Source organism: Acinetobacter higginsii (assembly GCF_000369525.1).
GTDB lineage: Bacteria > Pseudomonadota > Gammaproteobacteria > Pseudomonadales > Moraxellaceae > Acinetobacter > Acinetobacter higginsii.
Genome location: NZ_KB850073.1, coordinates 65,817 through 92,638, shown reverse-complemented (window position 1 = coordinate 92,638; position 26,822 = coordinate 65,817). Strand labels below are relative to the sequence as shown.

The window sequence follows — 26,822 nt, the reverse complement described above, 5'->3', positions numbered from 1 at the left end:
TGTGTTTAAACGATATATGTTGAAACAAATAATCTGGGTACATGACTCAGCTTATATAGGAATGGAATGATTTTCGTCGGATTTTATCATTTTATGAATATAGAGATTTCTGTGAATAAGAATATAGAAATATTTCGATAATTAATTGATATAGATATTAAATTTAGAGTGTATATTGTCGTAAATAAGTCAATTAGAATGAATAACTAAATGTATAAAAATTAAACTTTAGTCGAAATTGGAATAAATTAATAAGATTTTAATCGTTTTGTCATATAAAGTTAATGTGTAGGATTTGTTACAAATTTAACCAGGATGTAAACAATGAAAATCAAAATTGTAACAGCAGCAGTGCTTAGTTTACTTGCAACAACCACTTTTGCTGCACCAACATTTTATGGCGAGATTGATGCCAGTGTTGATTATTTACCAGAAAAAAATGCAACGAAGTCAAACAAAGACGTTTGGGAAATCAGCTCAAACAGTTCATTCCTTGGACTTAAAGGTGATGAAAAGCTAACTGAGCGTTTAAGCGCAGTTTATGCAATCGAATGGGGCTTTAGCGCTGATGGTGATAGCAATGATTGGGTACAGCGTAACCGTTTTGTCGGTTTGAAAGATGCGCAATTGGGTACTTTGAAAATTGGTAAGCACGATACGCCTGTAAAACAATTATCGAGTGTTGTAGATACTTTTAACAACTATGTTGCCAATAAGGCCGATATCACAGGTATTTTCACAGGTGAAAACCGTATTGATAATGCAGTGATTTATGAATCACCAGCAGTGAAATTGCTTGATGGTGCATTTAAATTTAATGCGTTACTTGCAACAGGTGAGTCTTCTGGTATTAAAGCAACCAGTGGCGGCGCAAAAGTTGCTGGTCGTGGTTTAGGTGATGCATGGTCAGCATCTGTAACTTATGAAAATCCATTGGTGGTAGCTGGTCTTGGTTATGACAAAGCGATTCCAAGCACCTTCCTTGGTCGTGGTTTCTTAAATGCGGCTGAGCCTGCAATTGCTGGTGGTGGCTTGTTTGCAGCGGCAAATACGGTACGTGCAATTGGTAAAGTCACGCCGCTTGAAGGCTTGGCACTTAAAGCACTGTATCAGACTTCAGAAGTAGAAGCTGTGTCTGGTAATGCGCCAGGTTCAGAAAATATTGATGATACACAAGGTTGGTTGTTAGGCGCGGAATATAATATCCCTCAAGCGAAGAACTGGACGGTGAAAGGTCAATATAGTCAGAATGATACGAGCTTTAAAACCAATACTGCTGACTTTAAAGCAAAACAAATTATTGCTGGTGCAGATTATGCATTTAACAAACAAGTTAAGACTTATGGTTATGCAGGTTATCTAACGCTTGAGCAAGCAAGCAAAAAGGATAAACAACCTGTTGCAGGCTTAGGTTTAGAGTTCAAATTCTAATCTGCTTTTATTTAAAAATGCCCTTTAAGTTTGCTTAAAGGGCATTTTTGTTTATATTGTTTTTTCTTTAAATAGAATTATTTATTTTCATAAAACGCTAGGCTACAAGGATCGGGAATTGCTTCGCCAAGGATTTATAAAAATAGGACCTTATTCATACTTTAATTACTCCAATTCTTAATTAACTCAATTTTTAACCTGTCATTTTGTTGGGTTGCTATTGTTTTGTTTAAGTCATTTTTAAGTTTTTATTCTTATCTTAAAAAAAGCTAAGAAATTTATTTTTAGATTGTGATGCTTATGTTGCTAAAAAGACTCAAAACCAAGACCATTTCATTACTTACCTTCAATGTGTTACTCGCAGTTTGGTTAGGGGTTTTTCTGAATTTTGCATTTTATGAAAAGATGCAGACACTGACCCCTTATACAGGTTTTAAAGCAGGACTATTTGTTTTAGCCTCAGTCGGTGTGGTAACTGCATTCTATACTTTTCTTTTTCAAGTTTTGAATTGGAAATGGACCGCAAAACCAATTGCAATCGCCTTAGTTTTTATTGGTGGTTTTGCCTCTTATGCGGTTAATACTCTAGGGGTCTGGATCACCTCAGACCAAATTCAAAACCTGATGCAAACGGATATCGCTGAAGCAAAAGATACCTGGTCTTGGCATTTGCTGGTTTGGATCATTGGTATGGTGATTGTGCCGATTATTGTGATTTTGCTGATTAAATTAAAACCTGAACCTGTTATTCGACAAATTTGGAAAAAGGTGCTGGCTTCACTTGTTTCTTTAGCTATGGTTGGTGGTTTACTATTTGTCTTTTATGTCGATTTTGCTGCAATCTTTCGTGAAAACCGCGATTTAAAAGGCATGATTTCTCCTCAAAATATGATTGCTTCATTTGTATCGTATTATAAAAAGAAAGCGCCTAAGGAAAATCTTCCTCTGGTGACTTATGGCGAAGATGCTCAAGCAACGCAATCATCAACAACTGTACCCAAACTGATGGTATTGGTGGTGGGTGAAACGGCACGTGCAGAAAATTTTTCTTTAAATGGTTATGCAAAAGATACTAATCCCAAACTCGCCAAACAGGATATTTTAAATTTCTCTCAGGTGAGTTCGTGTGGTACAGCAACGGCAGTTTCAGTACCTTGTATGTTCTCTGGTATGCCAAGAGAAGATTACGATGAACGTCTTGCGAGTCATCGAGAAGGCCTACTGGATATTGCAAAACGAGCGGGTTACCAAGTGACTTGGATTGATAATAATTCGGGTTGTAAAGGGACTTGTGACCGTGTTGAGCAATTCAAAATCCCTGAGCCAATTCAACAGAAATGGTGTAAGGATGGCGAATGTCTGGATGACATTTTGATTGATAGTCTGAAAGCTTATATTGAAACCATCCCGAAAGATGATACCCGTCCACATTTAGTGGTATTGCATCAAATGGGCAGCCATGGACCAGCCTATTATAAGCGGGTACCTGCTGAATACCGTGTATTTAAACCAACCTGTGATACCAATGCGATTCAGGGCTGTACTCAAGAAGCACTCGTGAATAGCTATGATAATACTTTGCTTTATACCGATTATGTTTTAGATTCATTGATTGAAACATTAAAAAATACAACGAAATATCAAACAGGTTTGTGGTATTTGTCTGATCATGGTGAATCAACAGGTGAGAGTGGGATGTATTTGCATGGTGCACCTTATGCGATTGCACCGACGCAACAAACCCATGTCCCGATGGTGATGTGGTTCTCTCAGGCATGGCAACAACAAGCAGCGAAGCAAGTCAAATGTTTGGCACAACAAAGTAAAAATAAGCTGAGCCAAGATAACTTGTTCCCAACCATGCTGAGTTTGCTTGATATCAAAACCAAGGTAATTAATGCTAAAAATGACATGTTGCAGACATGTCCTAACCCATAAGGTGTAATGAAATCATGACTAAGATCTTGATGATAGAAGATGATTTTATGATTGCTGAGTCAACATTGACTTTATTGCGATATCATCAGTTTGAGGTGGAGTGGGTCAATAACGGGGTCGATGGACTAGCTTTGTTAACCAAACAGTCTTTTGATTTAATCTTGTTGGATTTAGGTCTACCTTTGATGGATGGGATGCAAATTCTCAGACAGATTCGTCAACGTAGTTCAATACCTGTGTTGATTATTTCTGCACGAGATCAGTTACAAAATCGTGTTGATGGTCTCAATCAAGGTGCAGATGATTATTTGATCAAACCGTATGAGTTTGATGAATTACTTGCACGAATCAATGCGTTATTACGTCGTGGCAGTGTAGAAACAGCACAATTGAAAAGTCAGTCACAATTGTTAAAAAGTGGTGAGTTGATTCTTGATGTTGAACAGCACTTGGCGACATTTAAAGGACAACAGATTGAACTTTCTAATCGGGAATGGGCCATTCTGATCCCGATGGTTTCTCATCCAAATAAAATTTTCTCGAAAGCTAATTTGGAAGACAAACTGTATGATTTTGACAGTGAAGTGACCAGTAATACCATTGAAGTCTATGTGCACCATTTACGAGCCAAACTTGGAAAAGACTTTATTCGAACCATTCGTGGTCTAGGTTATCGTTTGGGGCAAGCTTAAACTTATGAAAAAAACTCAGCATTATTCACTCAAGAAAAGACTGATTTGGGGGACCTCTATTTTCAGTATTGTGCTGGGTTGTTTCTTGATTTTAGCCGCATATAAAATTTCATTGCATGAAGTCGATGAAATTTTAGATACCCAAATGCAGTATATGGCGGAACGTTCAAGTTCTCAGCCAGTAACGCCAACGGCAAGTCGGGTGGAGTTGCACAGAACCTACCACGAAGAGGATTTGTTGATTGATATTTGGGCCTATAAAGATCAAAGTCATTTATGGCATCAGACCCATCTCTTGCTCCCGCCTGTGAAACAAGCTGGTTTTTATACCCAAAACACACCGCAAGGAAAGTGGCGTGTGTATGTGATTCCATTAAAAGACTATCAGATTCAAGTCAGTCAACAAGAAGAGGTACGCCATGCGTTTGCGTGGGAGTTGGCCGGGAGTATGTTTGTCCCTTATCTGCTCTTATTGCCGATTGCGATTTTGGTGTTAGCATTTATTATCAGTTTGAGCTTAAAACCCTTAGATGATTTTAAAACGGAATTGACCCAACGTGATTCGGATGGTTTATCACCGATAGATGTGAAAGATTATCCACAAGAACTGTTACCCACCATTGAAGAAATGAATCGTTTATTTGAGCGTATTCAGCATGCTCAAACTGAGCAAAAGCAATTTATTGCCGATGCCGCGCATGAACTTAGAACACCTGTGACTGCACTGAATTTGCAAACCCGAATTTTGATCAGTCAGTTTCCAGAACATGAGGCTTTGCAAAATCTGAGTAAAGGCTTAGCCCGTATTCAACATTTAGTCACCCAGCTTTTGGCATTGGCTAAGCAGGATGTTGCACTAAGCCTGATTGAACCCAATACTAATTTCAGATTGAACGATGTTGCACTCAACTGTGTTGAGCAATTGGTGAATTTAGCCATGCAAAAGGAGATTGATTTAGGCTTTGAGCGCAATGATCCGATTGAAATGCAGAGTCTTGAATCAACGGTACATTCGATTATTTTTAACCTGATTGACAATGCAATTAAATATACCCCGAATCAAGGCATTATTAATATTTCAGTCTATAGCGATACCGATGATTTTGCCTATATTCAAATCGAAGATAGTGGTAATGGAATTGATCCTGAACAATACGACAAAGTACTAAAACGTTTTTATCGTGTCCACCATCACTTAGAAGTGGGTAGTGGGCTTGGACTTTCAATTGTAGATAAAGCCACCCAACGTTTAGGTGGGGTTTTGACTTTATCTCGGAGTATTGAATTAGGCGGTTTGAGCGTATTGGTCAGATTACCAAAGAAACTTGCGCATCATGAACCGCATTGAATATAACGAGGGCTTAATTTGACTGAGTATTGGCTTCAGATTGCTGTTTCAGATCGCGCAGAAATAACACACATTTCTGGATACGTTTACCATCATTGCCGACTTTGCTGACATTCAAGCGTAATACCCAGTTTAAACGTTTACCGACCTTACAAATATCTTTATAGACTTGAGGTTCATCCAGTAAAGCTTGATAAAGCAGTTGGCTGGCTGGCTCGAGTCGTTCAAATTCAAAATGATAGGCTGTCGAGAAGATAAATAGTAACCAGTCACGAACAAAACAATCATGCAGGCTGAGCACATCTCGCGGATCTGTTTCAAAATCAATAAAAGTAAACTGATTTTGTTCATCGACCAGAATGTTCCGCGCAAAGGCTTCACTTAAATAACCATCATTCGCATGCAACTTGCGAATGGCCTGAATGGCCTGATGAAATAAGCCGAATTGTTGTTCTGGATGATCTTTAAGGCTTGCAATTTTCTGGTCTAGTTGGCTGACATAGCTTTGACGTTGTGAGCCGACATCTTCGAGCAGAATGCCTTTTTTTGAGAGCGCCAATACATTCGGTGTTGAAATCCCTAATGCTTTGAGCTGCTGAATACGTTTGAATTCACATTGGATTGCAACTGATCCCCCTTGGTTGGGAACTGGGGTAATGGAGCCGAGATTAAATATTTTTGCTAGCCATTTCAGAGGCGTATATAACCACAAACCATGACGTTCAGATGCTTTTTTAAGCCATACTTTACGTGAATCTAGTTCATAAGACTGAATAGAGTCGGATTGCGTTGCTAAAGTGGATTCCAAAAAAGATTGATAGTCAGACATACGGCAGCAAAAATAATCCTAATGTGAGCGTCAAACATACTCGTTGTTTGAGTACGGGCGTTCACTTTACCACATCAATTGTCGATAACGGTATAGAATTACGATTTGTAATGGCTTGGTGGCGTTTATAAGTGAACGCATACAACACAAGGTTCACAGCAACACAAACCCATGCAGTCCACAAATTATGACTCAAAAAATGGGCGCCACGCATCATCTGTGCCCAACCCATCGCAAAGCCAATGATCATTGCTGCAACGAGATAAAACCAAGCACGTTGTGTTTGATGCAAACGATAGACAAAATAGCCTGTGACCAGTGCGAAGCCTGTACTAGCATGCCCACCAGGAAAACAGTGTCCAGCAGTTGCAGAGAAATCCCAGATAAAGCCTGTTGGCGTTTCATGGGTCATATACCATGGACAAGCGTGATAAGAATGGGCTTTGAGTAGTCCTACGATACCTGTACAGAGCATGCTGACCCAAAACATATAACCATATTGCCAACGTTGTGGTTTCAGCTTTTCGACTTTAAAAGAGGCGCACCACAAAAAGAAAAAAACCACATAAACAAGCGTTAAAAGTTGTTTGACGTAAGTATGGTTAAGTTTATCGAGAAACCAATCATTTTTATAAGGGAAGCCACCATGTTGACTGACCCAAGGTTGAATCAGTTGCATGTCAATGGTTCCACCGACTGGAAACACGAACAACAAGATGAAAAAGCTGATCAATAATAGAAAGCTCATCAATGCGAAGAAAGGTGTTTTCAAAATCATGGAACGTATTATTAAAATCAGATGACAATTGTGTTATTTAATGTGAATAAGCTTAATTGGCTCTTAAATTATTATAAAAAAATGTTAGTGGAGGGGAGTTAAAAATAAGTGTAAGTTTATTTATTAAATATTTATTTTAATTTTTTTAAAGTATATTTTATGATTCTTCCTTGTTCCATTTCAGCATAAAGCAGCCATTTGGCTGCTTTATTTCTGCTGTAAGCCAGAACTGATTAGTGCAGAATTTTATTTAGGAATTGCTGTGCACGTTCGCCACGTGGCGCCCCAAAGAATTCATCTTTAGAACAGTCTTCTACGATTTTACCTTGGTCCATGAAAATAATTCGATTGGCGACCTGACGGGCAAAGCCCATTTCATGTGTTACACACATCATAGTCATACCTTCTTTGGCCAGTCCGACCATGACATCCAATACTTCATTGATCATTTCAGGATCAAGTGCCGAGGTCGGTTCATCAAACAGCATCGCAATCGGGTCCATACTGAGTGCACGGGCAATCGCAACTCGCTGTTGTTGTCCACCAGAAAGCTGAGCAGGGTATTTATTGGCATGGGCGCTCAGACCGACACGATCCAGATAAGCCAGTCCCTTTTTATTGGCTTCCGCTTCTGAACGACCAAGCACCTTAATCTGTGCAATAGTCAGGTTTTCGGTAATGCTCAGGTGAGGAAACAGTTCAAAGTGCTGGAATACCATGCCGACACGACTACGTAGTTTAGTCATATCAGTTTTTGGATCGTGAACTGGCACGCCATCGACAAAGATTTTACCTTGTTGAAATGGTTCTAGCCCATTGACGGTTTTAATCAGGGTTGATTTTCCCGAACCTGATGGACCGCAGACCACCACCACTTCGCCTTGACAGATTTGAGTGGTACATTCAGTGAGTACCTGAAATTGTTCGTACCATTTACTGACATTTTGGAGGTCAATCATTACGTTATTGTCGCTCATACACTTAACCTCCTTTGTAAACGTTTCACTGTGAATGTCGCTAAAGCACTGATGGTGAAGTACACCAGCCCTGCAAATAAAATATATTGAGTAAGTAAGGACATTAAATCGCCACGAACATAGTTTGTTCTGAAAAAGTCAAGTAAACCAATGGCATAAACCATGGTCGAATCTTGAAACAGGATAATTGTTTGCTGAAGCAGTAACGGCGTCATTTTTCTGAAAGCCTGTGGCAGAATAATCAGTCGCATGGATTGGCCATAGCTCATGCCCAATGCAGAAGCCGCAGCAGCTTGACCTTTGGGGATAGACTGAATACCAGCACGTACAATTTCTGAAAAGTAAGCAGCTTCAAACAGCATAAAGGCTACGATACTTGAGACCAGAGCAGTATCAATGGTCAGGTATTGACCTGTGATCGCGGTATAAAGAAACGGAACTGCGAAATAGAACCACATCAACACCAACAGCAGGGGAATAGACCGGAACAGGTCCACATAAGCCTGAGCAACCCAATTTAGAATCTTGATCGAAGATAGACGCATCAGGGCCAATATTGTACCAATGGCAATACCGCCAATCGTTGCCAGAACAACCACTTTTAGGGTAATGCTGAAACCGTACCAGAGCGCTGGTCCAGACTGTTGTAAATCATTTAGAAAAGAAGTTAACCATTCCATACTACTTTCCTCCTGATATTAAACCAGGAATACGTAGACGTTTTTCCAGCAGGTTCATGGTAAAAATAAGGCAGACATTGATCACAATGAATATGATTGTGACATAGGTATAAATTTCGATAGTGTTCTGGGTATATTCACTGATGGTTTTCATCTGTGAAATAATTTCCGCGACCCCAACCAGAGAGGCAACCGAGGTATTTTTCACGCAGTTGGTCAGCTCTGAACTCAGTGGCGGTAAAATGGTACGAAAAGACTGTGGCAGAATGATATAGCGATACAGTTGTGCTGTAGAAAATCCTATGGCATAGCCAGCATTAATTTGCCCCTTGGGTAAGGCTTCAATACCCGTTCTCACCTGTTCACAAACACGCGCTGCGGTGAACAGTCCGAGTCCAACACTGGCAGAAATCAGGGCAGTGGTATTGGCACCCAGATCATTCATCCACCAGTTTTTGATTGGTGAAGGGAGAAAGTTGGGAACCACATAAAACCAAATAAATAACTGAACAAGTAAGGGTACGTTCCTGAACAGTGTGACATAGGCTGTACCAATGGCTCTGGCTGTTTTATTTGGGAGCGTTCGCATAATGCCAAGGATACTGCCGAGAAGCATGGCGATACTCCATGCGACAATAGCAATCACCACAAGCCATCCCAAACCCGTTATTATCCAGCTCAGGTAGGTTGTATCCCCGATACCTGTAGATTGCCACAAAACTCCCCAGTTCCAGCTATAATTCATAATAACTCCTGAGAAGAAGCGGGAGAACATCCACTGTTCCCCGGTTCCATAATAAGATTTTGGTTATAAGGACAAATTATTGATCCCGATCATGCGGATTGCTGATTAATGCTTTGAGTTGATCGGACATTGCAAAGTTTAGATTAATGTTCTTTGGTGGAATCGGTTGTTGGAACCATTTTTCATACATCTTGTTGATTTCACCAGAAGCATAGGTTGCCTTGATGGCATCATCTACGACCTGTTTAAAACCAGTATCACCCTTACGTAACATACAACCATAGATTTCATGAATTGGCGCGGTACCTACGATGTCCCATTGATTTGGATCTTTGGCTTTGGATTTTTCACCTGCAAGCAGAATATCATCCATCATAAATGCCACAGCACGGCCATTTTGCAGCATTAAGAAAGATTCAGCATGGTCCTTGGCAGAAATGATTTCACCAATACCAAGTTCTTGTTGATGTTGACGGATATAGCGTTCAGATGTGGTTCCTGCAGTTGTCACCAATTTTTTGCCTTTTAAATCTGCAAAATCTTTAATTCCAGAGTTTTTAGCAGTCAGCAGTCGAGAGCCGACCTCAAAGAAACCAACAGAAAAATCAACCTGTTGTTGTCGCTCTTTATTATTGGTGGTTGAGCCACATTCCAGATCTACCGTACCATTCGAAACCAATGGAATACGGTTCTGACTGGTGACGAGGTTATAGCGGATTTTCAGATCTGGCATGTTGAGCTTCTGCTTTACGGCTTCAACAACCTTAAGTTGCAGATCGTGTGCGTACCCTACTGGCTGATTTGGGGTGGACGCAATATAGGAAAATGGAATAGATGAATCACGATAACCCAGCACAATCGTGCCAGAGCTTTTGATTTTGTTTAACGTACCAGAGGCGGAAGCACTACCTTCAGCGGCTTTTTCACCCGCAGCGGGTGCTTTATTGTCACTACAAGCACTTAATCCGAGCATCAGGGCGCTTGCACAAAGCAGGGAGGTCATGGTGCGTTTAGGTGTCATATACAAAACTCCTTTTGTATCGTTATGATCGCATTCGTAATTGTTGCGGTTTAACCGTTCATTGTTATGAAAAATAATGTGTTCTTTTTTATGCATAAAAAATACATTATTTTTCATCTTAATAGACTTCAATACGATTGCTCAAGCGATATTCTTTACCGTTTTGTTAATAGTAACTGTCGATGAATTAAGCAATTTTTAAATGAATGAATTACAGTAAAAATTGCAAGAAACATAAAGCATAATGTGTGCCATGAAGTAGATTTAGATTTCTAATTCAACCATCAAAAGCGATATGGGAATGTGTATTTCAAACGCTGGCGATGACCAATCAACCCGCTTTTTGTGTTGCAATGAACCCGTAAATTTGAGTCTATACTTTTTAATCATATATAAAAAAAGCGGCATAGATAGCCGCTTAAATTGATGGAAAAACTAGAACATTGATTCTTCAGAATTCGCTGAAATTTTATGAATGGAAAGGTCTGCACCACGGTATTCATCTTCTTGAGAAAGACGAATTCCTATGGTTACTTTGAGTAGGCCATAGACAATGAAACCACCTGCAAACGCAACGCCAATACCTAAACTGGTACCAATAATTTGTGAAATGATGGAAACACCACCTAGACCACCGAGAGCTTGTTGTCCAAAGATTCCTGCTGCAATGCCACCTAATGCACCACATACACCGTGTAATGGCCATACCCCAAGCACATCATCGACTTTGAGTTTGTTTTGAGTGTAAGTAAACAGGTAAACAAACAGTGCACCCGCAGTACCACCAATTACTAACGCACCAATTGGGTGCACAATATCGGAACCTGCACAGATTGCGACTAATCCAGCCAATGGACCATTGTGTAAGAAACCAGGGTCATCTTTGCCCATGAAATTGGCAGCTAAAGTTCCACCCACCATTGCCATGAGAGAGTTAATTGCAACCAGACCAGAGATGGCTTCAACCCGTTGTGCACTCATCACGTTAAAGCCAAACCAACCAACAATCAGAATCCATGAACCTAAAGCAAGGAATGGAATAGATGAAGGCGGATGGGCACTGACACGACCATCATTTTTATAACGACCATGACGAGCACCGAGTAAAATCACCGCAGCAAGGGCAATCCAGCCGCCCATTGCATGAACCACAACAGAACCTGCAAAGTCATGGAAACTTGCACCAAAAGAGTTCTCTAACCACTTTTGCAGACCATAGTTACCATTCCAGATCATGCCTTCGAAGAAAGGATAGATCAGTGCCACCAAGATCAATGTTGCAATCGCTTGAGCACGCATCTTGGCACGTTCTGCGATACCACCCGAAATAATCGCAGGAATTGCAGCAGCAAAGGTCAGTAAGAAGAAACAACGCATTAAGTTATAGCCATGATCGGCTGCTAAGGTGCTGCCTGCATGGAAAAAGTTTTGACCATATGCAATCCAATAGCCTACAAAGAAATAGGCAATCGCTGAAATGGCAAAATCGGTGAGGATTTTACTCAATGCATTGACTTGGTTTTTATGGCGTACCGTGCCCAATTCCAAGAACGCAAAGCCAGCGTGCATTGCTAATACCAGTACTGCACCGAGCAGTAAGAAAAATAGATCTACGTTTTGCATAGTGGTGCTCAAAAAAAGTGCTAAATTTTATTCTGATGCAAATATTTGATTCATTTTCTGCACCAAAATAGATTTAGTAAATCTAAAAACTCAAGCTGTATTGAAACAACTCAATTTGATGAAATTTATAAAGCAAAAAACGCACCAATTTAGAAATTAAATTGTAATTTTGGTGAAAAGTGGTGCAATTCGCCTAAAAATAGCACAGTTCTGGGCATTTCTAAATGAAAGGAGTCGTGGGTGATTTCAATGCAAATGGGGAGATGGTTTTTGCTGTGTTCAAGAACAGCTCACGCCACTTTTCATATCTCTGATGTTCAATATAAATAGCAGCGCTGTACAATTGTTGCTGGTCTTACATAACAGGTGGGCTATAGGTGAGGGTACGTCCTAAAATCCACAATAAGAACAGCACTAACGGAAGATGGAACACCAATTGAGTCACGGTAAAACCAATCACGTCTTTGGCCTTGAGTTTTAAAATACCCAACATCGGCAGCATAAAGAAGGGATTGATCAGATTTGGCAATGCTTCGGCCGCATTATAAATCTGCACCGACCAACCTAAATGCACTTGCAAATCATTGGCTGCCTGCATCACATAAGGCGCTTCAATAATCCATTTACCACCACCTGAGGGTACAAAGAAACCGAGTACCGCAGAGTAGATGCCCATCACAATCGCAAAGGTCTCTTTGGAGGCAATCGACACAAAGAATTCAGCGATATAGTGCGACAGCGATAAATCCTGACTATTCAGCGCTTGGGTCATAATAAAGGCGATACTGCCATAGAGTGGAAACTGGATCAGAATCCCTGAGACCGCAGGAACAGCCTGACTCACCGCATTGAGAAAATTACGTGGGGTACGATGTAGTGCAAGACCTAGCATTAAGAATACAAAGTTATAGGTGTTGAGACTGGAAATGGCGATGATTGGATTGGTTTTAGAAAACTCGATAAACATCCAAATCAAGCCTAATGCCACCACAATAATGGTTAAAAGCGGTGAGTTCTCCAACCAATCCCCAGGTCGAGTGGATTTGACCTCAGTTTTTTCCTCTTCCTCAAAACTCAGTTCAAAATCCTGCATGGTTTTGACATTGTCACCTTTGGGTGCAGACCAATAGGCAATCGCAATCGAAACAATCACCAAGATTAAAGTCATTAACATGGATTGCCACAGGAAGATGGTTTCGGTAAATGGAATCACACCGGTTAAGTTATAGATCGACTCAGGTAAACTGGCTTTATTGGCCTGTAATTGTGCCGCAGAAGAACTGATGCCGAGTGCCCACGTTGCGCCCATACCAATAATTGCAGCGGCGGCGGCAGCACGATAGTCCATCTGTAGTTCTTTACGCTTTGCCAACGCAATCACCAATAACGCCGTCAAAATAGTACTGACTGCCCAATTGACCAAAGAAATCAATAAACTGACCGTGGCGACCAAGACAATGGCACTGCGTCCCGAATGGGGAATGCGTGCCATCTTTTGAATTAGCTTTTTCACAGGCGCAGAAACAGAAACCACATAGCCAACAATAATCAGCATGGTCATTTGTAAGGTGAAGGGAATTAAGCTCCAAAAACCATTACCAAAGGAGCTGGCTACATCTTGTACCGATGCACCAATGCCAATGGCAGCAAAGGAAACGATAATCACGCCAAGTAAGGCAAAGATATAAGAGTCTGGAAACCATTTTTCCGACCAGTTACTAATACGCAGGGCAAACCGTTCTAACAGGGCAGGTTGTTTATTCATCTTGAGCATCCATTTTTAATTTTGTTGTAGCTTACTCATTTGTCCTAAATGAGTTTTTGCTGTTGAGAAAACAGCGAAAAGTGATGCCATTACAGCATCACTTCAACGAGAAAAATAAAAGGGTGTGTAGCGTTAAGCTTTGGCTTCAACCAACAGCTCAACACCTGTGGCATCTTGAATTTGTTGTTCAGTGACATCGGGAGCTAACTCCACCAGTTTGATCCCGTCAGCCAGTACATCCAAAACACCTAGGTCGGTAATGATACGATGAACCACTTTTTGACCTGTGAGTGGTAAGCTGCACTGTTTGACGATTTTAGCGGTACCATCTTTGGCATTGTGTTCCATCAGCACCACCACACGTTGAACGCCTGCAACCAAGTCCATCGCACCGCCCATACCTTTGACTTTTTTGCCTGGAATCATCCAGTTGGCGAGGTCGCCTTGTTCAGAGACTTCCATGGCACCCAGAATGGCGATATTGACGTGTCCGCCACGAATCATGGCAAAGGATTCACTGCTTGAGAAAAATGCCGCACCTGCACGAGCAGTAACGGTTTGTTTACCTGCATTGATTAAATCAGGATCGAGTTGTTGTTCCGTTGGAAATTCGCCAATGCCGAGCAGACCATTTTCCGATTGCAACCACACATCCATATCTTCTGGTATGTAGTTGGCAACCAATGTTGGAAGACCAATACCAAGATTGACGTAGAAACCATCTTGTAATTCTTGCGCGGCACGTTGTGCCATTTGTTCACGTGTCCATGCCATGATTATGCGTCCTGTGCTTTTAGGGTTTTTTGTTCGATACGTTTTTCTGGGGTGGCGTTCAGCACCACACGATTGACGTAAATGCCCGCTAAATGGATTTCATCTGGATCAAGTTCGCCAATTTCAACAATCTGTTCAACTTCGGCAATGGTGATTTTTCCAGCCATCGCACATTCTGGGTTAAAGTTTTGAGCTGTTTTACGGAACACCAGATTGCCAGCTTTATCCGCTTTATAGGCTTTAACTAGTGCCACATCTGCGGTCAGTGACGGTTCAAGGATATAGGTACGACCATTAAATTCACGCTGTTCTTTACCTTCAGCCACCAAGGTGCCTGCACCTGTTGCGGTATAAAAGGCAGGAATGCCCGCACCACCAGCGCGTAGTTTTTCGGCTAGTGTGCCTTGAGGCGTAAGTTCAACTTCAAGTTCGCCATTCAAATACTGACGTTCAAATTCTTTATTTTCGCCCACATAAGACGAGATCATTTTTTTAATTTGTCGGGTCTTGAGCAAGACACCCAAGCCAAAATCATCAATACCTGCATTATTTGAGATACAAGTTAGGCCTGTTACACCTGTTTCTTTCAGTGCTTGGATCAATGCTTCAGGAATACCACATAGGCCAAAACCGCCAACCGCAAATGTTTGTTGATCTTGCACTACATCTTGCAGTGCCAGTGCTGCGGTTGAATAGACTTTATTCATTTTTTTCACCTGTAAATTCCTTGGTTTCTAATAGTTTTAGCACTCAGGGATTATTTACAGAAGTTTAAATTTTTAAAGGATTAATGAGGGAAACTCATTAATACAACAAATTTCATCTATTTCACTTAAAAGGGCAGGATGATGGGGCGAATCTATTTTGGTGTAGCGGCCGAAATGCATTAGCCAAAATCATGTTGTAGCAATATCTCAATAAACTCGGCTGAAATATTGGAAAGCTCAAAGTCTTTTTTATAGACAATGCCAATCGCTTGGGGCAGTTTGCCGTCCTCAATTTCGATTAAGACATTATGTTCCTTGTCGATAAAATTCTGAAAATGACGGGGTATGGCACTAACCCCCATATCCAATGCCACAAAGCTGGAGAGGGAACTGATCTGATGACATTCGACTTTTAAATCTAAAGTCAGATGGTTTTTAAGACAGTTTTCTTCAATCAGATGCCGAACAATCGAGGGATGCTGCAAGGTCACAAAGGGATTGGCACACAGCTGTTTCCAACTGATCGAATCCGCGCTTGCTAGTGGATGTGTTTTCGGTAAGAGCGCAAGGAAATCTTCCTCAAATAAAGGCTTAAATTCCAGTTGATCATTGCGCGGTGGCTCAAAGCAAATCCCAATTTCAAAAATGCCATCCTGAACATTTTCCAATACTTTTTCATTGGGAATGTCATGAATAGAAAAACTGATATTGGGGTGCTTGGCTAAAAAACTATGAATCACTTGCGGCAAAATCGCATGGGTGACAAAGGGCATCGAGGCAATATTGAGTGTGCCGCGATTGAGTTTAAAACGTTGTTTAACGTCTTTTTCCATATCTTCCCAATTGGCCAGTAATTTTTTGGCATAGGGAATCAGTGATTTTCCTTCCTGTGTCAGCTCAACCCGACGAGTATTGCGTTTAAACAGCTTGCCGCCCAGTTCTTCTTCCAGTGATTTAATACTGAGACTTAAAGCAGATTGACTGAGATGCAATTCAGCAGAGGCATTTGCATAATTCAGGGTACGAGTCAAAGCCAGAAATGCTTTGAGTTGCTTTAAAGTCATGGTGGACGACCTATGCGGAAAGTTTTTGATTTATATGCTGTAATTTATAAAAAAAACAGCACATTGTGACTGGCATTTTTGTTAATTCGGTAGCGAGAGGCAAGCCGTTTATTTTTAAAAACCCCACATGCGATTATTGATTTATTTTATCTCAATATCGAAAAATGGATTTTAAAAAGAATAAGCTAAATATAATTTGATGGTATTGATGAGTATTTTTGAATAGTTAATTTGTTTTATTAATTAATTAAATTGTTTGGTGTTAATTATTATAATATATTGATTTTTAATAATAATTAAAATTATTTATTTTGTTTTAATCATCTTGTTTTTTGTGATTTTAATGCTATTTTAAAATACGTTTTAGTATGCGTCTTTACTTTGGATTATGTGCTGCAATTGGTAGTATTTTGATTTTATTTATGGTTAGGATAACCACCACACAGTATAAAAAAAATAATTTGGTTGACCCTGACATATATTCTTTGGAATGGAGTAAAAGAATATGTGGGACTTATTTGTCATTCTGTTGTCTTTAGGCTTGCTGATGTACACGGCCTATCGTGGTTTTTCTGTGATTTTGATGGCACCGTTATGTGCATTATTGGCGGTTTTTCTGATTAACCCCGCCAATGTGCTGCCGTTTTATTCGGGCGTTTTCATGCCGAAAATGGTCAATTTCATTAAAGACTATTTCTTGGTGTTCTTGCTGGGCGCGATTTTTGGCAAAGTGGTAGAAATGTCGGGTATTGCTGAGTCGATTGCCCGCACCATTGTCAATTTAATTGGGGCAAAAAAAGCCATTTTAACCGTCGTTTTACTCGGTGCCATTCTGACTTATAGTGGTGTCAGTCTGTTTGTGGCGGTATTTGCGATTTATCCATTTGCCAATCAGTTGTTCCAACAAGCCAATATTCCAAAACGTTTGATTCCCGGCACTATTGCCCTAGGCGCATTTACATTCACCATGGATGCTTTGCCGGGTACACCGCAAATTCAAAACGTGATTCCAACCACCTTCTTTGGCACCAATATTTATGCAGCGCCGTTTTTAGGTGTCATTGGGGCGATTTTCGTCTTGAGCATGGGGCTACTGTATCTGGAATCACGCCGTAAAGCTGCGGCTCGTGCAGGTGAAGGTTATGCTGGTTTTGCTGCTGAAGATGCAGTCACACCAGCGACTGCCGATGTTGAACAATCTACGCAGCACAATGGTTCAGTACTACGTCAAGGCATGGCCTTTGTGCCGTTGATTCTGGTTGCGGTGATGAACCGGTATCTGTCCACAGCCATCAAAGAATGGTATCCGAATGGCTTTGATTTTAATGCAATTGGCCTCGCTAACTACACGGTTGATGTGGCAAAAACAGGGGCAATTTGGGCGGTCGGTTTGGCCTTGATTGTCGGGATTATTGCAGCAATTTTATTTGATTATCAACGCGTGGTGACTAACTTTAAAGAAGGTGTCAATGCCAGTATCAGTGGTTCATTATTGGCGGTGATGAATACCGCGTCGGAGTATGGTTTTGGTGCGATTATTGCGGCATTGCCGGGCTTTGCTTTGATTAGCCATGCACTCGGTACCACCTTTACCAATCCTTTGGTCAATGGTGCGGTGACCACGACCGTATTGGCAGGGATTACTGGTTCGGCATCGGGGGGGATGAGTATTGCCTTGAGTGCGATGGCAGAAACCTATAACGCAGCCATTGTAGCAGCGGGTATTCCACCTGAAGTGATGCATCGTGTGGTGGCGATGGCATCCGGTGGTATGGATACGCTGCCGCATAATGGCGCGGTGATTACCTTGCTTGCGGTCACAGGCTTAACCCATAAGCAATCCTATAAAGATATTTTTGCAGTCACCATTATTAAAACCTTGGCGGTATTTGTGGTGATTGCTGCATTTACATGGTTCGGCATTGTCTAAGTTGAATTTTAATTTCAGCTTGTCCGTATTGACTGGCGAGCAATCAAAATGATTAAGAATAGGAGTAGTACAGTGACTCAACAACTCGAAGCCAAAGTAGCCTTTATTACCGGTTCCGCTAGCGGTATTGGTTTAGAAATTGCGAAAAAATTTGCGCAGGAAGGCGCGAAAGTAGTGATTTCTGATGTCAATGCAGAGAAATGCCAGCAAGCAGTGGAGCAGTTAAAACAGCAGGGTTTTGAAGCCTTGTCTGCGCCTTGTGATGTGACTGATGAACAGGCTTATAAAGCGGCAATTGATTTGACCACACAAACGTTTGGGCGTTTGGATATCCTGATCAATAATGCAGGTTTTCAGCATGTTGCAGCAATTGAAGACTTCTCCACAGATATTTATCAGAAACTGGTACAGGTGATGCTAACAGGTTCATTTATCGGAATTAAGCACGCATTTCCGATTATGAAAGCGCAGAAATATGGCCGTATTATCAATATGTCTTCGATCAATGGCTTGATTGGCTTTGCAGGTAAGGCGGGATACAACAGTGCTAAGCATGGGGTGATTGGCTTGACCAAAGTGGCGGCTCTGGAATGTGCGCGTGACGGCATTACTGTGAATGCTTTATGTCCGGGTTATGTGGATACGCCATTGGTGCGTGGGCAAATTGCTGACTTAGCCAAAACCCGTAATGTCAGTCTGGAAAGTGCTTTGGAAGATGTGATTTTGGCGATGGTACCGCAGAAGCGTCTACTTAGCGTTGAAGAAATTGCCGACTATGCGATTTTCTTAGCCAGTAACAAAGGCGCAGGGATTACAGGACAGGCGGTGGTGATGGATGGTGGTTATACCGCACAGTAATCCGTTTACGTGATTGAAAAAGCCGCTCAATTGGGCGGCTTTTGTTATGAAATGGAAATTAGGATTTAGCACAGCGCAATTCGTTTAATTTTTTCATCTGTTAAGAAAAATACAGATGTTGCACAGGTTTCTTCTAAAACATTGACAGAAATACCATCACCCTTGAACTTTAGATAATGTTTTGGGTCAATTTGCTCATCAGCTAGGATATTTCCATCTTCATCAAAGCGATAGTCTTCATCCACGTAAATATCTGTTTTAGGTGCAACTTCAAAAGTTCCGAAAATATCGAGGTCATAATCTTTATCTGTATTTTCGTAGTAATAAACTTTGTTGCTATTTGAGATACGGAATTCAAAGAGATATTTCATTCCTTTTTTATTTGAGTTTTTCAGTACTCGAAAGGTATCCAAATTTCCATCGCCATCAAAGTCAATAAACAAAGGCTTTTTGAGATGGGTTGTATCAACTGAATAACCTTTTGGTAGTGGAGTTGAATTATTGGCGAGATAATCGGATTCGGGTGTAGCGGGAATAAGCACAGGTTCTGATACGGCTTGAGTCTGTTGAGCTGCCTTTTGTGTGGGTTGATCGCTTTCTGATGATGTTTTTTGTTTTTCATGACATCCGGCGAGCAAAATAAATGAGGTGATCAATAGGACTTTATTCTTCATACAATTCGAGTATTTAAATGATGATGTATATAACGGATTTTAGCTTAAAAGTTGGGTTTGTCATTTTTAATGTTTAATTCAAATTGAGGAGGATGAGAGCTTTCTTTAGTCACTCAATTTTTGAGTTAGAATGAGTCTGTCTTTAATTCTAATATGACTTCATATGAACAATAAATTTATCAGTTTTTGTCTTTTATCAGTCTGTTTAACTCAAATAAACCAAGCCCAAGCAACGCCATTCAAGACGTATCAATCCGAGTCGTTGCATTGTGGTGAAGCGACTTTTCAAGTGATTTCATCCTGTTTTGATCCAGATGAAGGCGCATTGAGAGGAAGTGGGGGTGTCATGCGTGAATCTTGTCAATCGAGTCATTTGCTGGTGAATTGGAAAGGACAGCAAAAGCGGATTGATTTTCCAATCGCAACCGCAGCACAAACGCAGCAATTAAAAAGCAAAGGCTATACGTTGCAAAAAGTGATTCGCCAAGGGGATTGGTCTCCGCAAAGTTTGGCTTGTGGTCAGGTCAAAGGCATTTCAGGCTTTTTTGTGGTGGTGAATCAAGTAACCACTAATGATTTGAATCAAGAGTACTTAGGCAAAGGCTCTCTGAGTGAAGAGCCAGTGTTACTGAATTTGAATGGCAGCATGACCAGTGATGCACTTAGACAAAAAATCTATCCCTTGCTGAAACAAGATAAAGTTAAAATCACCAAAGTCGTTTCAGCCAATGCCTTATTTGGCGATGAGTAAAGCTTAGTTAAGCGATTTGTTTGTCCAAACACGATATTGAAAGTGTTTGCTGACTTTGTTGGTTGATTATTGCTACACTTTTTAATTTTTAGGCGGAAGCATTATGTCCTTTGATCTCAAAGTCAGTTTAAAGCAAAGGGCTGAATCTTCCTCGCAGCAGCAGAAGCTGAATCGCCTGATTGATAAAATAGAACAGCAAAAAATTAGCCTTGCCACATGGCAAAACGCTCAAGCCGAGATTCAACAGCACACACGGCTAAAGCTGATGCCTTCGTATAGTGAATTGCATGAAATTTTGTTTCAGCAGTTAGATCAGCTTTGGTTGCTGTTACAACAGCATGAGTTTTCCAAAGCCGATATGCAGCAGCTGGATGAAAAAATTGCCCAGCTTGCCCAAATATTAAAGCGTTCTAAAATGTTGAAGGATGAACAGTTAAAGTTAGTCAAGCAGATCGATACTTTTTATCAGCAACATGTACAGCAATCTGTGAAAAAGAATAAAAAAGTAGGGTCAGTTAAATTTGAGCAAGATGAAAGTTCTGAGCAAAGTGCAGAATTAGAACAAGATGACTTTGAGCAATATGCGGCCGAGCAGCAACAGGCACGTGAACAGGCCAAGCAACTTAGACAACAGCAGAAACGTGAACAAGCTGAGCAGATGGCAGCACAGTCGCTAAAAACAGTGTATTTAAAAATTGCTGCCATGATTCATCCTGACCGAGAGCAAGACGAGACCAAGAAAGAAGAAAAAACTGAGTTGTTCCAACAGGCAAGTCAGGCTTATGAACAGCAGGATTTGTTTTATTTACTTAAGCTTCAATTACAGCTTGAAGAGAACAAAGGTGTTGGAGTTAAAGAGTTATCGGCCGAGCAAGTGAAGTTTTATAAACTGGCTTTGGATGCACAAAGTCAGCAGTTGGAAAGTCAAATTGAAGAGATTTTAGATTCTTTTCAGTTAGCGAAAAAAGTAAAAGCCGAGCATGTGCATATTAGTGATGTGTATAAAGCCATAGATGCGGATTGTGCTGAGTTAAAGCAGCAATTGAAGTGGGAAAAAGAGCGTTTAAAGCATATGAAAAAGCTGAGTGGGGTGGAGATGTTGTTGGGGCATGGGGTGCTGTAACCTCTCCTAGAAGGAGAGGGCATGTTGCGTATCGAATAACTATCAAATTCACAAAGGATGCTCCCTCTCCCTCAGGGAGAGGGCTGGGGTGAGGGTAATTAAAATGGAAAATAAAAAATGAAACTAGACCCACAATTATTAGAATTCGCCAAAGCCATGCGTAGTAATGCGACAGGTGCAGAACACCTGATGTGGCAACTACTTCGTGCTAAACGATTTATGAATCTTAAATTTCGCAGACAGCATGTGATTGCCCCCTATATTGTCGATTTTTACTGTCATGAATTGGGTTTGGTGATCGAACTAGATGGCAGTCAGCATGGAGCTAAAGATGCGATTGAATATGATACTGAACGATTTGGGTATAAATGTGGTGAGGTATTGGAATCATGATGTGTTGGGAAGGACGGATTTGATGTTGGAGGATTTGTGGCGGAGATGTTCTAAATTAAAAAATATCTTTCCAAATTAATTTTAATAAAATTAATTATATAATTAATTTATTAAATTTTTATACAACTCATTAAAAGAGGGTAATGTGGCTGAGCTGAATAATACTTGGAAAGATTTTTTTAATAAAGAGAATGTTTATAGTTATGCTAAGGCTTCAATGGATTTATATGAATATTTAAAAACTTTAGATGGTGATTACAGTAGTATTGTAGTTCCAAGTCGTGGAGCTATGCCATTTTTAAGAAATGCATCTTCGTTAAATTATTTAAAATTGCAGACATTTGAAAGTAGAGATGAAAGATTAGCTTTTAAAATGGAAAGTTTAAAGGATTGTTTGGGTAACTACTGTGTATTACCTTTCTCAGCAGACCCTTTTGACGAATTTAATTCTCAATCTATAAGGGGTTTCTGGGTAAAAGTACTTAAAGATTTAATTGATGCTAAAAAAAATAGCATGTATTTAAAATTTTACAGATTCTTAGTTGAAAAAGTAGCTCATGAAGAGTGGTATCATTCGCTTCACTATAATTTGCCTAATGATAAATTTATTTTTATTGACACTGTAGTTTCGGGACAAGCTATTTGTGAGATTATTGATCACTTTAATGCAAATGATCTTAATAACTTCTATTTAATTCTGATAGTTGATGAAAATGGTGAGAAAATTAAACCTGAATATAGAAGAATTCTTGACCAGTATATAGGTATGCAACAATGTACATTAATCGAGGTTAAAAAACTTTATACAGAGGATCAAGGTCCCGCTGTGAGTGGGATTTGGAGTACTGTCTACCCTCAGATAATGTCTAAACTCAATGAAAAATATGAGTGGGCAAAAGATATTTATGGTGCAGGAACATATTATACTAAAGTATCAAGCTCTCAAAAAATTAACGGTTTTACCACGGATGAGGCTGACTATAATCTGCCTATCACTATTATGTATAGTACGTTACAACATCACGTATCCATGGTGTTGCAGTATTGGGTTAGAAATGAATCTTTTAAGAAAAATAAAAGTTTTTTTTCTTCAGAGTTATTGTCTGATGATTTGCTGCAACAACAAATATGTGAAAATAATTCAAGATTAGATAAAATGCTTGATTTTTCCTTTTTCCATGATTGGGAGTATTTAGAAAAATTTATCGATGGAAATGAAAATCCTTTAGATAGAGAAACGACAAAAAGATTATCAACTCCAAGGCTTGCAGAAAAATATGATGAGTTTAATATTAATGTGAGTAGTTCACATTTAGTAAGAGTCACATTTACTGAGTCCAAAGTTAGAGATCTTTTTAATATTTTTGAAAAAGATTATATGACATTAGGTAACGTATTTCATGATTCTCCATTTGAAAGAATTAATCAAAGAGTGAAGTAAAAAATCCCCTCATTCGAGGGGATTTTTTGAATCAAATTGCTGCTTAAAGCGCAGCAATTTGCTCCATACTTTGCTTAATTTTCACTAACTGATCAGCAAACTCAGCCAATTTCACTTTTTCACCCTCAACAACCGCTGCTGGTGCCTTAGCAACAAAACCTTCATTTGAAAGTTTATTGGCAATTTGATCATGTTGCTTTTGAACCTTATCCAAGTCCTTCTGCAAACGACCCAATTCAGCTTTCGGATCAATCAAGCCTTTCATTGGTACAAATACCGAAGCATGGCTGACAACGCTAGAACAAGACAACGGTGGTTCTTGCTCATTGCTTAAGAACTCGATGCTTTCAACTTTAGCCAATGCTTTGAATAAAGCTTCGATACGGATGATTTGCTCACGCTCAGCATCAGAAATATTCTTGAGTAATACAGGCAATAAACGCGCATTACCTAAGCCCATTTCACCACGGATGTTACGTACCGCACCAATCAAACCTTGTAACCACTGCATATCTGCTTCAGCTTGATCATTCACTTTCGCTTGATCAGGAACAGGGTATTGGGCAGTCATAATTGTAGCACCACCTTTGCCTAACATCGGCGCAAGGGTTTGCCAGATTTCTTCTGTCAAATACGGCATCAATGGATGTGCCAAACGTAAAGATGCTTCCATCACCGCAAGTAACACACGACGAACTTCCGCTTTACGCTCTTCAGAGACATTGGCATCGTTCAGAACGGGTTTGGTTAACTCAACATACCAATCACAGTATTCATTCCAGATAAAGTCATAGATTGCTTGTGCAGCAAGGTCTAAACGATAAGTCGCAAATGCTTGATGTACCGCAGCCTCTGCTTTTTGCAGACGGCTCATGATCCATTTTTCTGGAAGTTCCCATAACTCAGGACGAGCTTCTTGAGCAACGGTTTGACCTTCAACATTCATCAATACGAAACGGGTAGCGTTCCAGATTTTGTTGGCAAAGTTACGGTAGCCTTCAACACGTTTCATATCGAACTTAATGTCACGACCCGTATTGGCAAGCGCACAGAACGTGAAGCGAACTGCGTCAGTACCATAAGCTTGAATACCTTCAGGGAATTCTTTACGGGTTGATTTTTCAATCTTCGCTGCTTGTTTTGGATTCATCAGACCTGTCGTACGTTTTTGTACCAAGGTTTCAAGGTCAACACCGTCAATCAGGTCTAATGGGTCAAGTACGTTACCCTTAGACTTCGACATTTTTTGACCTTCGCCATCACGAACCAGACCGTGAACATAGACCGTTTTAAACGGTACTTGTGGCGTACCATCTTCATTCTTCATGAAGTGCATCGTAAACATAATCATACGCGCAACCCAGAAGAAGATGATGTCAAAACCAGTCACCAATACATCAGTTGGGTGGAACGTATTAAGGAAATAGTTCTCCGCATCTTTCTTGGCATCGCCAGTCCAACCTAAGGTTGAGAAGGTCCACAGCGCAGAAGAGAACCATGTATCCAGTACGTCTTCATCTTGATTTAACGCAACATCGGCAGGGATGTTGTTTTTGGTGCGGACTTCGGCTTCGTCACGACCCACATAGATGTTGCCTTCAGCGTCGTACCAAGCTGGGATACGGTGACCCCACCAAAGCTGACGAGAGATACACCAGTCTTGGATGTTGTTCATCCACGCCATGTACATGTTGCTGTACTGTTCAGGAACAAACTTGATACGACCGTCTTGAACCGCTTCAATTGCAGGTTGCGCCAATGGAGCAATTTTTACATACCATTGATCTGTCAATAATGGCTCAACGATTACACCTGAACGGTCACCGCGTGGTGGTTTAAGCGTATAAGGTTGGATTTGATCTAACCAGCCTTCAGCTTCTGCTTGTTCAACCAGTTTTTTACGTGCTTCAAAACGCTCTAAACCAATATAGTCCGCAGGGGCAGGGATGGTTTTAGAAATTTGCTCGCCCGCTTTGGCGATGTATTCAAACTCAGCCAATACTTCTGCATTTTTATTGAAGATATTAATGATTGGTAATTCACAACGCTTACCGACTTCATAGTCGTTAAAGTCATGTGCAGGGGTGATTTTCACACAGCCTGTACCGAATTCTTTATCTACATATTCATCTTTAACGATTGGAACAGCACGACCTGTAATTGGCAGGATAATGTTCTGACCTACAAGATGCGTATAGCGTTCATCATCAAGTGCCACAGCAACCGCGGTATCACCTAACAAGGTTTCAGGACGAGTGGTCGCGACAACGATGTGGTCTTTACCATCATGGGTACGGAGGTTTTTATCTTCAAAGAAATATTTGAAGTGCCACAATGAACCTGCTTCTTCTTTATCCGATTCAACTTCTAAGTCTGAAAGCGCCGTTTGTAGTTTCGGATCCCAGTTGACGAGACGTTTACCACGGTAGATCAAACCATCTTCATGCAGTTTTACGAACACTTCTTTTACTGCATTCGACAAACCTTCATCCATCGTGAAGCGTTCGCGCGACCAGTCCACTGAAGAACCTAAACGACGGATCTGACGGGTGATGGTATCGCCTGATTGCTCTTTCCATTCCCAGATTTTTTCGATGAATTTTTCACGACCTAAGTCATGGCGGCTGACACCTTGTGCACCCAATTGGCGCTCGACCACCATCTGCGTTGCAATCCCCGCATGGTCAGTTCCTGGTTGCCATAAGGTATTTTTACCCATCATACGGTTGTAACGGGTCAGTGCATCCATGATGGCATTGTTAAAGCCATGTCCCATGTGCAAGCTACCGGTGACGTTCGGTGGTGGAATCATGATACAGAATGATTCACCTTGACCTGATGGTTTGAAATAACCTTGTTGTTCCCAGATTTGATACCATTTCTTTTCGATCTCGGTTGGATCGTAAGTGGTTGCAATATTTTGAGCAGATTGAGCGTCAGTCATAGTACAGAAGATTAAAATTGAATAAAAAATTAGATCTATTGTAGCAAAAAATCCTCGCTTCTGTAGGCATTTCAGCCGCGCCAAGTGTTAATGCGAAAAGCTGCTTAAATAATGTCTGAATTGCTGTTTTTTGAGCTTTTATAAAGGAGACGTTTAGTACAGCTTCATCATGTGGCTTTTATGCCTGATGATCGACAGCTCAATCAAGATAAAGTCTTTATAGACTTCATTTTTTTGAAAAAAGCCGATGAAAGGCGTTGGATTTTTATACAAATAGGATTAGATTTGTGTAATGCATCACATAACTTAAAAATATTGATGCTCAAAACAACAATA

22 protein-coding genes and 1 pseudogene are annotated in these 26,822 nt (G+C 40.5%); 10 read left to right on the top strand and 13 right to left on the bottom strand.

All coding sequences use genetic code 11. The features are described from left to right. The first annotated feature begins 324 nt into the window (after positions 1 to 324). The 4 genes from F902_RS18885 to F902_RS18870 all read left to right on the top strand — a co-directional run bounded on the left by F902_RS18885 (position 325) and on the right by F902_RS18870 (position 5,409). Positions 325 to 1,431 (top strand): porin, encoded by a 1,107-nt coding sequence (locus F902_RS18885; RefSeq protein WP_004803055.1) that lies wholly within the window; start codon positions 325 to 327, stop codon positions 1,429 to 1,431. Between the two features lie 300 nt (positions 1,432 to 1,731). Beyond that, positions 1,732 to 3,369: a phosphoethanolamine transferase gene (locus F902_RS18880; RefSeq protein WP_005205970.1), complete on the top strand. Its 1,638-nt coding sequence runs from the start codon at positions 1,732 to 1,734 to the stop codon at positions 3,367 to 3,369. A gap of 14 nt (positions 3,370 to 3,383) precedes the next feature. Further along, entirely contained in the window at positions 3,384 to 4,061 is a 678-nt protein-coding gene (locus F902_RS18875; protein WP_005205969.1) for a DNA-binding response regulator PmrA, read from the top strand. Between the two features lie 4 nt (positions 4,062 to 4,065). Continuing rightward, positions 4,066 to 5,409 carry an ATP-binding protein gene (locus F902_RS18870; RefSeq protein ID WP_005205968.1) on the top strand — a complete coding sequence of 448 codons (1,344 nt, stop codon included), beginning with the start codon at positions 4,066 to 4,068 and terminating at the stop codon, positions 5,407 to 5,409. Between the two features lie 13 nt (positions 5,410 to 5,422). On the opposite strand, the gene F902_RS18865 is transcribed toward F902_RS18870, so the two are convergent. From F902_RS18865 to F902_RS18815, 11 genes are all read right to left on the bottom strand, one after another. Next, on the bottom strand, positions 5,423 to 6,238 hold the full coding sequence (locus tag F902_RS18865) for a BUD32 family EKC/KEOPS complex subunit (protein ID WP_005205967.1): 816 nt from the start codon (positions 6,236 to 6,238) through the stop codon (positions 5,423 to 5,425). Between the two features lie 61 nt (positions 6,239 to 6,299). Beyond that, a complete protein-coding gene (locus tag F902_RS18860) occupies positions 6,300 to 7,016 on the bottom strand; it encodes a phosphatase PAP2 family protein (protein WP_004803064.1) in 717 nt (238 codons plus the stop codon). Between the two features lie 233 nt (positions 7,017 to 7,249). After that, on the bottom strand, positions 7,250 to 7,993 hold the full coding sequence (locus F902_RS18855) for an amino acid ABC transporter ATP-binding protein (protein WP_005205966.1): 744 nt from the start codon (positions 7,991 to 7,993) through the stop codon (positions 7,250 to 7,252). Continuing rightward, on the bottom strand, positions 7,990 to 8,673 hold the full coding sequence (locus F902_RS18850) for an ABC transporter permease subunit (protein WP_005192667.1): 684 nt from the start codon (positions 8,671 to 8,673) through the stop codon (positions 7,990 to 7,992). The genes F902_RS18855 and F902_RS18850 overlap by 4 nt, the downstream gene beginning before the upstream one ends. Before the next feature lies 1 nt (position 8,674). Continuing rightward, positions 8,675 to 9,418 carry an amino acid ABC transporter permease gene (locus tag F902_RS18845; RefSeq protein ID WP_005192665.1) on the bottom strand — a complete coding sequence of 248 codons (744 nt, stop codon included), beginning with the start codon at positions 9,416 to 9,418 and terminating at the stop codon, positions 8,675 to 8,677. Between the two features lie 76 nt (positions 9,419 to 9,494). Beyond that, a complete protein-coding gene (locus F902_RS18840) occupies positions 9,495 to 10,439 on the bottom strand; it encodes a transporter substrate-binding domain-containing protein (protein WP_005192663.1) in 945 nt (314 codons plus the stop codon). Between the two features lie 435 nt (positions 10,440 to 10,874). After that, positions 10,875 to 12,062 carry an ammonium transporter gene (locus F902_RS18835; protein WP_005192659.1) on the bottom strand — a complete coding sequence of 396 codons (1,188 nt, stop codon included), beginning with the start codon at positions 12,060 to 12,062 and terminating at the stop codon, positions 10,875 to 10,877. Positions 12,063 to 12,417: 355 nt separating this feature from the next. Continuing rightward, positions 12,418 to 13,827: a short-chain fatty acid transporter gene (locus tag F902_RS18830; RefSeq protein WP_005192657.1), complete on the bottom strand. Its 1,410-nt coding sequence runs from the start codon at positions 13,825 to 13,827 to the stop codon at positions 12,418 to 12,420. Between the two features lie 132 nt (positions 13,828 to 13,959). Continuing rightward, positions 13,960 to 14,601 (bottom strand): CoA transferase subunit B, encoded by a 642-nt coding sequence (locus tag F902_RS18825; RefSeq protein ID WP_005192654.1) that lies wholly within the window; start codon positions 14,599 to 14,601, stop codon positions 13,960 to 13,962. 2 nt (positions 14,602 to 14,603) lie between these two features. Beyond that, complete coding sequence (locus F902_RS18820) at positions 14,604 to 15,308, bottom strand: CoA transferase subunit A (protein WP_004652254.1); 705 nt, start codon at positions 15,306 to 15,308, stop codon at positions 14,604 to 14,606. Positions 15,309 to 15,487: 179 nt separating this feature from the next. Next, the gene (locus F902_RS18815) at positions 15,488 to 16,372 is read right to left on the bottom strand and encodes a LysR family transcriptional regulator (protein ID WP_004803082.1); all 885 of its coding nucleotides are present in this window, start codon (positions 16,370 to 16,372) and stop codon (positions 15,488 to 15,490) included. 505 nt (positions 16,373 to 16,877) lie between these two features. Between F902_RS18815 and F902_RS18810 the strand changes: the two genes are divergently transcribed. Together F902_RS18810 and F902_RS18805 are read left to right on the top strand one after the other, a co-directional pair. Further along, complete coding sequence (locus F902_RS18810) at positions 16,878 to 18,302, top strand: GntP family permease (RefSeq protein WP_005205964.1); 1,425 nt, start codon at positions 16,878 to 16,880, stop codon at positions 18,300 to 18,302. Between the two features lie 72 nt (positions 18,303 to 18,374). After that, positions 18,375 to 19,160 (top strand): 3-hydroxybutyrate dehydrogenase, encoded by a 786-nt coding sequence (locus F902_RS18805; protein ID WP_005322678.1) that lies wholly within the window; start codon positions 18,375 to 18,377, stop codon positions 19,158 to 19,160. Between the two features lie 65 nt (positions 19,161 to 19,225). Here F902_RS18805 and F902_RS18800 read toward each other — a convergent pair whose 3' ends face one another. Then, positions 19,226 to 19,834, bottom strand: coding sequence for a hypothetical protein (locus F902_RS18800; protein ID WP_005205959.1), 609 nt, complete (start codon positions 19,832 to 19,834; stop codon positions 19,226 to 19,228). 163 nt (positions 19,835 to 19,997) lie between these two features. Between F902_RS18800 and F902_RS18795 the strand changes: the two genes are divergently transcribed. The 4 genes and pseudogenes from F902_RS18795 to F902_RS18780 all read left to right on the top strand — a co-directional run bounded on the left by F902_RS18795 (position 19,998) and on the right by F902_RS18780 (position 23,542). Then, entirely contained in the window at positions 19,998 to 20,585 is a 588-nt protein-coding gene (locus F902_RS18795; protein ID WP_005205954.1) for a hypothetical protein, read from the top strand. 103 nt (positions 20,586 to 20,688) lie between these two features. After that, a complete protein-coding gene (locus tag F902_RS18790; protein WP_005205952.1) occupies positions 20,689 to 21,708 on the top strand; it encodes a coiled-coil domain-containing protein in 1,020 nt (339 codons plus the stop codon). Positions 21,709 to 21,825: 117 nt separating this feature from the next. Beyond that, positions 21,826 to 22,180, top strand: a pseudogene (locus tag F902_RS18785) (endonuclease domain-containing protein). A 66-nt stretch (positions 22,181 to 22,246) separates the two neighbouring features. Next, complete coding sequence (locus tag F902_RS18780; RefSeq protein WP_005205948.1) at positions 22,247 to 23,542, top strand: hypothetical protein; 1,296 nt, start codon at positions 22,247 to 22,249, stop codon at positions 23,540 to 23,542. A gap of 43 nt (positions 23,543 to 23,585) precedes the next feature. Here F902_RS18780 and F902_RS18775 read toward each other — a convergent pair whose 3' ends face one another. Beyond that, on the bottom strand, positions 23,586 to 26,486 hold the full coding sequence (locus F902_RS18775; protein WP_005205946.1) for a valine--tRNA ligase: 2,901 nt from the start codon (positions 26,484 to 26,486) through the stop codon (positions 23,586 to 23,588). Between the last annotated feature and the right edge of the window lie 336 nt (positions 26,487 to 26,822).

Excerpts from the sequence above, each read along its gene's own strand:
- F902_RS18885 (WP_004803055.1), top strand. The coding sequence starts at position 325 with ATGAAAATCAAAATTGTAACAGCAGCAGTGCTTAGTTTACTTGCAACA.
- F902_RS18880 (WP_005205970.1), top strand. The coding sequence starts at position 1,732 with ATGTTGCTAAAAAGACTCAAAACCAAGACCATTTCATTACTTACCTTC.
- F902_RS18875 (WP_005205969.1), top strand. The coding sequence starts at position 3,384 with ATGACTAAGATCTTGATGATAGAAGATGATTTTATGATTGCTGAGTCA.
- F902_RS18870 (WP_005205968.1), top strand. The coding sequence starts at position 4,066 with ATGAAAAAAACTCAGCATTATTCACTCAAGAAAAGACTGATTTGGGGG.
- F902_RS18865 (WP_005205967.1), bottom strand. The coding sequence starts at position 6,238 with ATGTCTGACTATCAATCTTTTTTGGAATCCACTTTAGCAACGCAATCC.
- F902_RS18860 (WP_004803064.1), bottom strand. The coding sequence starts at position 7,016 with ATGATTTTGAAAACACCTTTCTTCGCATTGATGAGCTTTCTATTATTG.
- F902_RS18855 (WP_005205966.1), bottom strand. The coding sequence starts at position 7,993 with ATGAGCGACAATAACGTAATGATTGACCTCCAAAATGTCAGTAAATGG.
- F902_RS18850 (WP_005192667.1), bottom strand. The coding sequence starts at position 8,673 with ATGGAATGGTTAACTTCTTTTCTAAATGATTTACAACAGTCTGGACCA.
- F902_RS18845 (WP_005192665.1), bottom strand. The coding sequence starts at position 9,418 with ATGAATTATAGCTGGAACTGGGGAGTTTTGTGGCAATCTACAGGTATC.
- F902_RS18840 (WP_005192663.1), bottom strand. The coding sequence starts at position 10,439 with ATGACACCTAAACGCACCATGACCTCCCTGCTTTGTGCAAGCGCCCTG.
- F902_RS18835 (WP_005192659.1), bottom strand. The coding sequence starts at position 12,062 with ATGCAAAACGTAGATCTATTTTTCTTACTGCTCGGTGCAGTACTGGTA.
- F902_RS18830 (WP_005192657.1), bottom strand. The coding sequence starts at position 13,827 with ATGAATAAACAACCTGCCCTGTTAGAACGGTTTGCCCTGCGTATTAGT.
- F902_RS18825 (WP_005192654.1), bottom strand. The coding sequence starts at position 14,601 with ATGGCATGGACACGTGAACAAATGGCACAACGTGCCGCGCAAGAATTA.
- F902_RS18820 (WP_004652254.1), bottom strand. The coding sequence starts at position 15,308 with ATGAATAAAGTCTATTCAACCGCAGCACTGGCACTGCAAGATGTAGTG.
- F902_RS18815 (WP_004803082.1), bottom strand. The coding sequence starts at position 16,372 with ATGACTTTAAAGCAACTCAAAGCATTTCTGGCTTTGACTCGTACCCTG.
- F902_RS18810 (WP_005205964.1), top strand. The coding sequence starts at position 16,878 with ATGTGGGACTTATTTGTCATTCTGTTGTCTTTAGGCTTGCTGATGTAC.
- F902_RS18800 (WP_005205959.1), bottom strand. The coding sequence starts at position 19,834 with ATGAAGAATAAAGTCCTATTGATCACCTCATTTATTTTGCTCGCCGGA.
- F902_RS18795 (WP_005205954.1), top strand. The coding sequence starts at position 19,998 with ATGAACAATAAATTTATCAGTTTTTGTCTTTTATCAGTCTGTTTAACT.
- F902_RS18790 (WP_005205952.1), top strand. The coding sequence starts at position 20,689 with ATGTCCTTTGATCTCAAAGTCAGTTTAAAGCAAAGGGCTGAATCTTCC.
- F902_RS18775 (WP_005205946.1), bottom strand. The coding sequence starts at position 26,486 with ATGACTGACGCTCAATCTGCTCAAAATATTGCAACCACTTACGATCCA.